An 8,434-nucleotide genomic window follows, 5' to 3' on the forward strand; every position below is an offset into this window, starting at 1 on the left:
GAGAGTCAGCGATGTTCCTGAAAACAGAATCATTTGAACATAACGGCGTGACCGTCACGCTTTCTGAACTGTCAGCCCTGCAGCGTATTGAGCATCTTGCCTGGTTGAAAGAGCAGGAAAAAAAGGCTGAATCCAGTGGCAACCTGCAGGTGTCTGTAGAGGATCTTATCAGAGGCGGGGCGTTTCTGGTGGCGATGTCTCTGTGGCATAACCATCCGCAGAAGACAAAGCTGCCGTCCATGAATGAAGCCATTAAACAGATTGAGCAGGAAGTGCTTACCACCTGGCCCACGGAGGCAATTGCTCAGGCTGAAAACGTGGTGTTACGTCTGTCCGGAATGTCTGAGTTTGTTGTGAATAATGCCCCTGAACAGGCAGATGACGCCGGGCCTGCAGAGCCTGTTTCTGCGGGAAAGTGTTCGACGGTGAGCTGAGTTTTGCCCTGAAACTGGCGCGTGAGATGGGGCGACCCGACTGGCGCGCCATGCTTGCCGGGATGTCATCCACGGAGTATGCCGACTGGCACCGCTTTTACAGTACCCATTATTTTCATGATGTTCTGCTGGATATGCACTTTTCCGGGCTGACGTACACCGTACTCAGCCTGTTTTTCAGCGATCCGGATATGCATCCGCTGGATTTCAGTCTGCTGAACCGGTGTGAGGCTGACGAAGAGCCTGAAGATGATGTGCTGATGCAGAAAGCGGCAGGGCTTGCCGGAGGCGTCCGCTTTGACCCGGACGGGAATGAAGTTATCCCCGCTTCCCCGGATGTGGCGGGCATGACGGAGGATGACGTAATGCTGATGACAGTATCAGAAGGGATCGCAGGAGGAGTCCGGTATGGCTGAACCGGTAGGCGATCTGGTCGTTGATTTAAGTCTGGATGCGGCCAGATTTGACGAGCAGATGGCCAGAGTCAGGCGTCATTTTTCCGGTACGGAAAGTGATGCGAAAAAAACAGCGGCAGTCGTTGAACAGTCAATGAACCGGCAGGCGCTGGCTGCACAGAAAGCGGGGATTTCCGTCGGACAGTATAAAGCCGCCATGCGTATGCTCCCTGCACAGTTCACCGACGTGGCCACGCAGCTTGCAGGCGGGCAGAGTCCGTGGCTGATCCTGCTGCAACAGGGTGGTCAGGTGAAGGACTCCTTCGGCGGGATGATCCCCATGTTCAGGGGGCTTGCCGGTGCGATCACCCTGCCGATGGTCGGGGCCACCTCGCTGGCGGTGGCGACCGGTGCGCTGGCGTATGCCTGGTATCAGGGTGACTCAACCCTGTCCGATTTCAATAAAACGCTGGTCCTTTCCGGTAATCAGGCGGGACTGACGGCAGATCGTATGCTGATCCTGTCCAGAGCCGGGCAGGCGGCAGGGCTGACGTTTAACCAGACCAGCGAGTCACTCAGTGCGCTGGTTAAGGCGGGGGTAAGCGGTGAGGCTCAGATTGCGTCCATCAGCCAGAGTGTGGCGCGTTTCTCCTCTGCATCCGGCGTGGAGGTGGACAAGGTCGCTGAAGCCTTCGGGAAGCTGACCACTGACCCGACGTCGGGGCTGACAGCGATGGCGCGCCAGTTCCATAACGTGACGGCGGAACAGATTGCGTATGTTGCTCAGTTGCAGCGTTCCGGCGAAGAAGCCGGGGCATTGCAGGCGGCGAACGAGGCCGCGACGAAAGGGTTTGATGACCAGACCCGCCGCCTGAAAGAGAACATGGGCACGCTGGAAACCTGGGCAGACAGGACAGCACGGGCATTCAAATCCATGTGGGATGCGGTGCTGGATATTGGTCGTCCTGATACCGCGCAGGAGATGCTGATTAAGGCAGAGGCCGCGTTTAAGAAAGCGGACGATATCTGGAATCTGCGCAAGGATGATTATTTTGTTAACGATGAAGCGCGGGCGCGTTACTGGGATGATCGTGAAAAGGCCCGTCTTGCGCTTGAAGCCGCCCGAAAGAAGGCTGAGCAGCAGAGTCAACAGGACAAAAATGCGCAGCAGCAGAGCGATACCGAAGCGTCACGGCTGAAATATACCGAAGAGGCGCAGAAGGCTTACGAACGCCTGCAGACGCCGCTGGAGAAATATACCGCCCGTCAGGAAGAACTGAATAAGGCACTGAAAGACGGGAAAATCCTGCAGGCAGATTACAACACGCTGATGGCGGCGGCGAAAAAGGATTATGAAGCGACGCTGAAAAAGCCGAAGCAGTCCGGCGTGAAGGTGTCTGCGGGCGATCGTCAGGAAGACAGTGCTCATGCTGCCCTGCTGACGCTTCAGGCAGAACTCCGGACACTGGAGAAGCATGCCGGAGCAAATGAGAAAATCAGCCAGCAGCGCCGGGATTTATGGAAGGCAGAAAGTCAGTTCGCGGTACTGGAGGAGGCAGCGCAACGTCGCCAGCTGTCTGCACAGGAGAAATCCCTGCTGGCGCATAAAGACGAGACGCTGGAGTACAAACGCCAGCTGGCTGCACTTGGTGACAAGGTTACGTATCAGGAGCGCCTGAACGCGCTGGCGCAGCAGGCGGATAAATTCGCACAGCAGCAACGGGCAAAACGGGCAGCCATTGAGGCGAAAAACCGGGGGCTGACTGACCGGCAGGCAGCGCGGGAAGCCACAGAACAGCGCCTGAAGGAACAGTATGGCGATAATCCTCTGGCGCTGAATAATGTCATGTCAGAGCAGAAAAAGACCTGGGCGGCTGAAGACCAGCTTCGCGGGAGCTGGATGGCAGGCCTGAAGTCCGGCTGGAGTGAGTGGGAAGAGAGCGCCACGGACAGTATGTCGCAGGTTAAAAGTGCAGCCACGCAGACCTTTGATGGTATTGCACAGAATATGGCGGCGATGCTGACCGGCAGTGAACAGAACTGGCGCAGCTTCACCCGTTCCGTGCTGTCCATGATGACAGAAATTCTGCTTAAGCAGGCAATGGTGGGGATTGTCGGGAGTATCGGCAGCGCCATTGGAGGTGCTACCGGTGGCGGCTCATCAGCGTCAGGTGGTGCAGCCATTCAGGCCGCTGCGGCGAAACTCCATTTTGCGACCGGAGGATTTACGGGAACCGGCGGCAAATATGAGCCTGCGGGGATTGTTCATCGTGGTGAATTTGTCTTCACGAAGGAGGCAACCAGCCGGATTGGCGTGGGGAATCTTTACCGGCTGATGCGCGGCTATGCCACCGGCGGTTATGTCGGTACACCGGGCAGCATGGCGGACAGCCGGTCGCAGGCGTCCGGGAAGTTTGAGCAGAATAACCATGTGGTGATTAACAACGACGGCACGAACGGTCAGATAGGGCCACAGGCGCTGAAGGCGGTTTATGACGTAGCCCGTAAGGCGGCAATGGATGTTGTGACCGGGCAGATGCGTGATGGTGGTCTGTTCTCCGGAGGTGGACGATGAAAACCTTCCGCTGGAAAGTGAAACCGGGTATGGATGTGGCTTCGACTCCTTCCGTCAGGGAGGTGCGCTTTGGTGATGGTTACTCCCAGCGCGCGCCTGCCGGGCTGAATGCCAACCTGAAAACGTACAGCGTGACGATTTCTGTCCCCCGTTGGGAGGCCACGGCGCTGGAATCGTTTCTGGCAGAGCACGGAGGCTGGAAAGCCTTTCTGTGGACGCCGCCTTATGACTGGCGGCAGATAAAGGTGACCTGCGCAAAATGGACGTCGCGGGTCAGTATGCTGCGTGTTGAGTTCAGCGCAGAGTTTAAACAGGTGGTGAACTGATGCAGGATATCCGGCAGGAAACACTGAATGAATGCACCCGTGCGGAGCAGTCGGCCAGCGTGGTGCTCTGGGAAATCGATCTGACAGAGGTCGGTGGTGAACGCTATTTTTTCTGTAATGAGCAGAACGAAAAAGGTGAGCCGGTTACCTGGCAGGGGCGGCAGTATCTGGCGTATCCCATTCAGGGGAGTGGTTTTGAACTGAATGGCAAAGGCACCAGTACGCGCCCCACGCTGGCAGTCTCTAACCTGTACGGCATGGTCACCGGGATGGCGGAAGATCTGCAGAGTCTGGTCGGCGGAACGGTGGTCCGGCGTAAGGTTTACGCCCGTTTTCTGGATGCGGTGAACTTCGTTAACGGAAACAGTGACGCCGATCCGGAGCAGGAGGTGATCAGCCGCTGGCGCATCGAGCAGTGCAGCGAACTGAGCGCGGTCAGTGCCTCCTTTGTACTGTCCACGCCGACGGAAACGGATGGCGTTGTTTTTCCGGGGCGTATCATGCTGGCCAACACCTGCACCTGGACCTATCGCGGCGATGAGTGCGGTTATCACGGTCCGGCGGTCGCGGATGAATATGACCAGCCGACGTCCGATATCACGAAGGATAAATGCAGCAAATGCCTGAGCGGCTGTAAGTTTCGCAATAACGTCGGCAACTTTGGCGGCTTCCTTTCCATTAACAAACTTTCGCAGTAAATCCCATGACACAGACAGAATCAGCGATTCTGGCGCACGCCCGGCGATGTGCGCCAGCGGAGTCGTGCGGCTTCGTGGTAAGCACGCCGGAGGGGGAAAGATATTTCCCCTGCGTGAATATCTCCGGTGAGCCGGAGGCGTATTTCCGTATGTCGCCGGAAGACTGGCTGCAGGCAGAAATGCAGGGTGAGATTGTGGCGCTGGTCCACAGCCACCCCGGTGGTCTGCCCTGGCTGAGTGAGGCCGACCGGCGGCTGCAGGTGCAGAGTGATTTGCCGTGGTGGCTGGTCTGCCGTGGGGAGATTCATAAATTCCGCTGTGTGCCGCATCTCACCGGACGGCGCTTTGAGCACGGGGTGACGGACTGTTACACGCTGTTCCGGGATGCTTATCATCTGGCGGGGATTGAGATGCCGGATTTTCATCGCGGGGATGACTGGTGGCGTCACGGTCAGAATCTCTATCTGGATAATCTGGAGGCCACAGGGCTGTATCAGGTGCCGTTGTCATCAGCACAACCGGGCGATGTGCTGCTGTGCTGTTTTGGTTCATCGGTGCCGAATCATGCCGCCATTTACTGTGGTGATGGCGAGCTGCTGCACCATATTCCTGAACAACTGAGCAAACGAGAGAGGTATACCGACAAATGGCAGCGACGCACACACTCCCTCTGGCGTCACCGGGCATGGCGCGCATCTGCCTTTACGGGGATTTGCAACGATTTGGCCGCCGCATCGACCTTCGTGTGAAAACGGGGGCTGAAGCCATCCGCGCACTGGCCACACAGCTCCCGGCGTTTCGTCAGAAACTGAGCGACGGCTGGTATCAGGTACGGATTGCCGGGCGGGACGTCAGCACGTCCGGGTTAACGGCGCAGTTACATGAGACTCTGCCTGATGGCGCTGTGATTCATATTGTTCCCAGAGTCGCCGGGGCCAAGTCAGGTGGCGTATTCCAGATTGTCCTGGGAGCAGCCGCCATTGCCGGATCATTCTTTACTGCCGGAGCCACCCTTGCAGCGTGGGGGGCAGCCATTGGGGCCGGTGGTATGACCGGCATCCTGTTTTCTCTCGGTGCCAGTATGGTGCTCGGTGGTGTGGCCCAGATGCTGGCACCGAAAGCCAGAACTCCCCGTACACAGACAACGGATAACGGCAAACAAAACACCTATTTCTCCTCACTGGATAACATGGTTGCCCAGGGCAATGTTCTGCCCGTTCTGTACGGTGAAATGCGCGTGGGATCACGTGTGGTTTCTCAGGAGATCAGCACGGCAGACGAAGGGGACGGTGGTCAGGTTGTGGTGATTGGTCGCTGATGCAAAATGTTTTATGTGAAACCGCCTGCGGGCGGTTTTGTCATTTATGGAGCGTGAGGAATGGGTAAAGGAAGCAGTAAGGGGCATACCCCGCGCGAAGCGAAGGACAACCTGAAGTCCACGCAGTTGCTGAGTGTGATCGATGCCATCAGCGAAGGGCCGGTTGAAGGTCCGGTGGATGGATTAAAAAGCGTGCTGCTGAACAGTACGCCGGTGCTGGACAGTGAGGGGAATACCAACATCTCCGGCGTCACGGTGGTGTTCCGGGCAGGTGAGCAGGAGCAGACACCGCCGGAGGGTTTTGAATCCTCCGGATCCGAGACGGTGCTGGGTACGGAAGTGAAATATGACACGCCGATCACCCGGACCATCACGTCTGCAAACATCGACCGTCTGCGCTTTACCTTCGGTGTGCAGGCACTGGTGGAAACCACCTCAAAGGGTGACAGGAATCCGTCGGAAGTCCGCCTGCTGGTTCAGATACAACGTAACGGTGGCTGGGTGACGGAAAAAGACATCACCATTAAGGGCAAAACCACCTCGCAGTATCTGGCCTCGGTGGTGGTGGGTAACCTGCCGCCGCGCCCGTTTAATATCCGGATGCGCAGGATGACGCCGGACAGCACCACAGACCAGCTGCAGAACAAAACGCTCTGGTCGTCATACACTGAAATCATCGATGTGAAACAGTGCTACCCGAACACGGCACTGGTCGGCGTGCAGGTGGACTCGGAACAGTTCGGCAGCCAGCAGGTGAGCCGTAATTATCATCTTCGCGGGCGCATTCTGCAGGTGCCATCGAACTATAACCCGCAGACGCGGCAATACAGCGGTATCTGGGACGGGACGTTTAAACCGGCATACAGCAACAACATGGCCTGGTGTCTGTGGGATATGCTGACCCACCCGCGCTACGGCATGGGGAAACGTCTTGGTGCGGCAGATGTGGATAAATGGGCGCTGTATGTCATCGGCCAGAATTGCGACCAGTCGGTGCCGGACGGCTTTGGCGGTACGGAGCCGCGCATCACCTGTAACGCTTACCTGACCACACAACGTAAGGCGTGGGATGTGCTCAGTGATTTCTGCTCGGCGATGCGCTGTATGCCGGTATGGAACGGGCAGACGCTGACGTTCGTGCAGGACCGACCGTCGGATAAGGTGTGGACCTATAACCGCAGTAATGTGGTGATGCCGGATGATGGCGCGCCGTTCCGCTACAGCTTCAGCGCCATGAAGGACCGCCATAATGCCGTTGAGGTGAACTGGATTGACCCGGATAACGGCTGGGAGACGGCGACAGAGCTTGTTGAAGATACGCAGGCCATTCTCCGTTACGGTCGTAACGTCACGAAGATGGATGCCTTTGGCTGTACCAGCCGGGGGCAGGCACACCGCGCCGGGCTGTGGCTGATTAAAACGGAGCTGCTGGAAACGCAGACCGTGGACTTCAGCGTGGGTGCAGAAGGGCTTCGCCATGTACCGGGCGATGTCATTGAAATCTGTGATGATGACTATGCGGGTATCAGCATCGGCGGGCGCGTGCTGGCGGTGAACAGCCAGACGCGGACACTGACGCTCGACCGTGAAATCACGCTGCCATCCTCCGGCACCACGCTGATAAGCCTGGTTGACGGACAGGGGAGTCCGGTCAGCGTGGAGGTCCAGTCCGTCACCGACGGCGTGAAGGTGAAATTGAGCCGGGTTCCTGACGGCGTTGCCGAGTACAGCGTGTGGGGGCTGAAGCTGCCGACGCTGCGCCAGCGCCTGTTCCGCTGTGTGAGTATCCGTGAGAACGATGACGGCACGTATGCCATCACTGCCGTGCAGCATGTGCCGGAGAAAGAAGCCATCGTGGATAACGGGGCGCACTTTGACGGCGACCAGAGCGGAACGGTGAACGGTGTCACGCCGCCAGCAGTGCAGCACCTGACCGCAGAAGTCACCGCAGACAGCGGGGAATATCAGGTGCTGGCGCGCTGGGACACGCCGAAGGTGGTGAAGGGCGTGAGCTTCCTGCTTCGCCTGACCGTGGCTGCGGATGACGGCAGTGAGCGGCTGGTCAGCACTGCCCGGACGACGGAAACCACATACCGCTTCAGGCAACTGGCGCTGGGAAATTACAGGCTGACAGTCCGGGCGGCAAATGCCTGGGGGCAGCAGGGCGATCCGGCATCGGTATCGTTCCGGATTGCCGCACCGGCAGCGCCGTCGAGGATTGAGCTGACGCCGGGCTATTTTCAGATAACCGCCACGCCGCATCTTGCCGTTTATGATCCGACGGTACAGTTTGAGTTCTGGTTCTCGGAAAAGCGGATTGCGGATATCAGGCAGGTTGAAACCACAGCCCGCTATCTTGGCACGGCGCTGTACTGGATAGCTGCCAGTATCAATATCAAGCCGGGCCATGATTATTATTTTTACATCCGCAGTGTGAACACCGTTGGCAAATCGGCATTCGTGGAGGCTGTTGGCCAGCCGAGTGATGATGCATCCGGCTATCTGGATTTTTTCAAAGGAGAGATAGGGAAAACCCATCTGGCTCAGGAGTTGTGGACGCAGATTGATAACGGTCAGCTTGCGCCTGACCTGGCGGAAATCAGAACGTCCATCACGGATGTCAGTAATGAAATCACGCAGACCGTCAATAAGAAACTGGAAGACCAGAGTGCAGCGATCCAGCAGATA

The 8,434-nt window shown here is 57.6% G+C and carries 8 protein-coding genes; all 8 read left to right on the plus strand.

The window, feature by feature from the left end:
- The first annotated feature begins 11 nt into the window (after window positions 1-11).
- Complete coding sequence (locus A7098_RS02465; protein ID WP_000479177.1) at window positions 12-434, plus strand: phage minor tail protein G; 423 nt, start codon at window positions 12-14, stop codon at window positions 432-434.
- Complete coding sequence (locus A7098_RS02470) at window positions 416-850, plus strand: phage tail assembly protein T (RefSeq protein WP_021544911.1); 435 nt, start codon at window positions 416-418, stop codon at window positions 848-850. The genes A7098_RS02465 and A7098_RS02470 overlap by 19 nt, the downstream gene beginning before the upstream one ends.
- Window positions 843-3,404 (plus strand): phage tail tape measure protein, encoded by a 2,562-nt coding sequence (locus tag A7098_RS02475; RefSeq protein ID WP_105280276.1) that lies wholly within the window; start codon window positions 843-845, stop codon window positions 3,402-3,404. Before A7098_RS02470 ends, A7098_RS02475 begins: the two co-directional genes overlap by 8 nt.
- Window positions 3,401-3,730, plus strand: coding sequence for a phage tail protein (locus tag A7098_RS02480; RefSeq protein WP_000847364.1), 330 nt, complete (start codon window positions 3,401-3,403; stop codon window positions 3,728-3,730). Before A7098_RS02475 ends, A7098_RS02480 begins: the two co-directional genes overlap by 4 nt.
- On the plus strand, window positions 3,730-4,428 hold the full coding sequence (locus A7098_RS02485; protein ID WP_105280277.1) for a phage minor tail protein L: 699 nt from the start codon (window positions 3,730-3,732) through the stop codon (window positions 4,426-4,428). Before A7098_RS02480 ends, A7098_RS02485 begins: the two co-directional genes overlap by 1 nt.
- Window positions 4,429-4,433: 5 nt before the next feature.
- The gene (locus A7098_RS02490) at window positions 4,434-5,177 is read left to right on the plus strand and encodes a C40 family peptidase (protein WP_105280278.1); all 744 of its coding nucleotides are present in this window, start codon (window positions 4,434-4,436) and stop codon (window positions 5,175-5,177) included.
- Entirely contained in the window at window positions 5,174-5,746 is a 573-nt protein-coding gene (locus tag A7098_RS02495) for a tail assembly protein (RefSeq protein WP_000847666.1), read from the plus strand. Before A7098_RS02490 ends, A7098_RS02495 begins: the two co-directional genes overlap by 4 nt.
- 60 nt (window positions 5,747-5,806) lie before the next feature.
- Window positions 5,807-8,434 (plus strand): host specificity protein J (locus tag A7098_RS02500; RefSeq protein WP_105280279.1); only part of this gene is annotated, 2,628 nt, incomplete at its 3' end.

Origin of the sequence: Escherichia sp. MOD1-EC7011 (assembly GCF_002965005.1) — a bacterium.
GTDB classification, from domain to species: domain Bacteria; phylum Pseudomonadota; class Gammaproteobacteria; order Enterobacterales; family Enterobacteriaceae; genus Escherichia; species Escherichia ruysiae.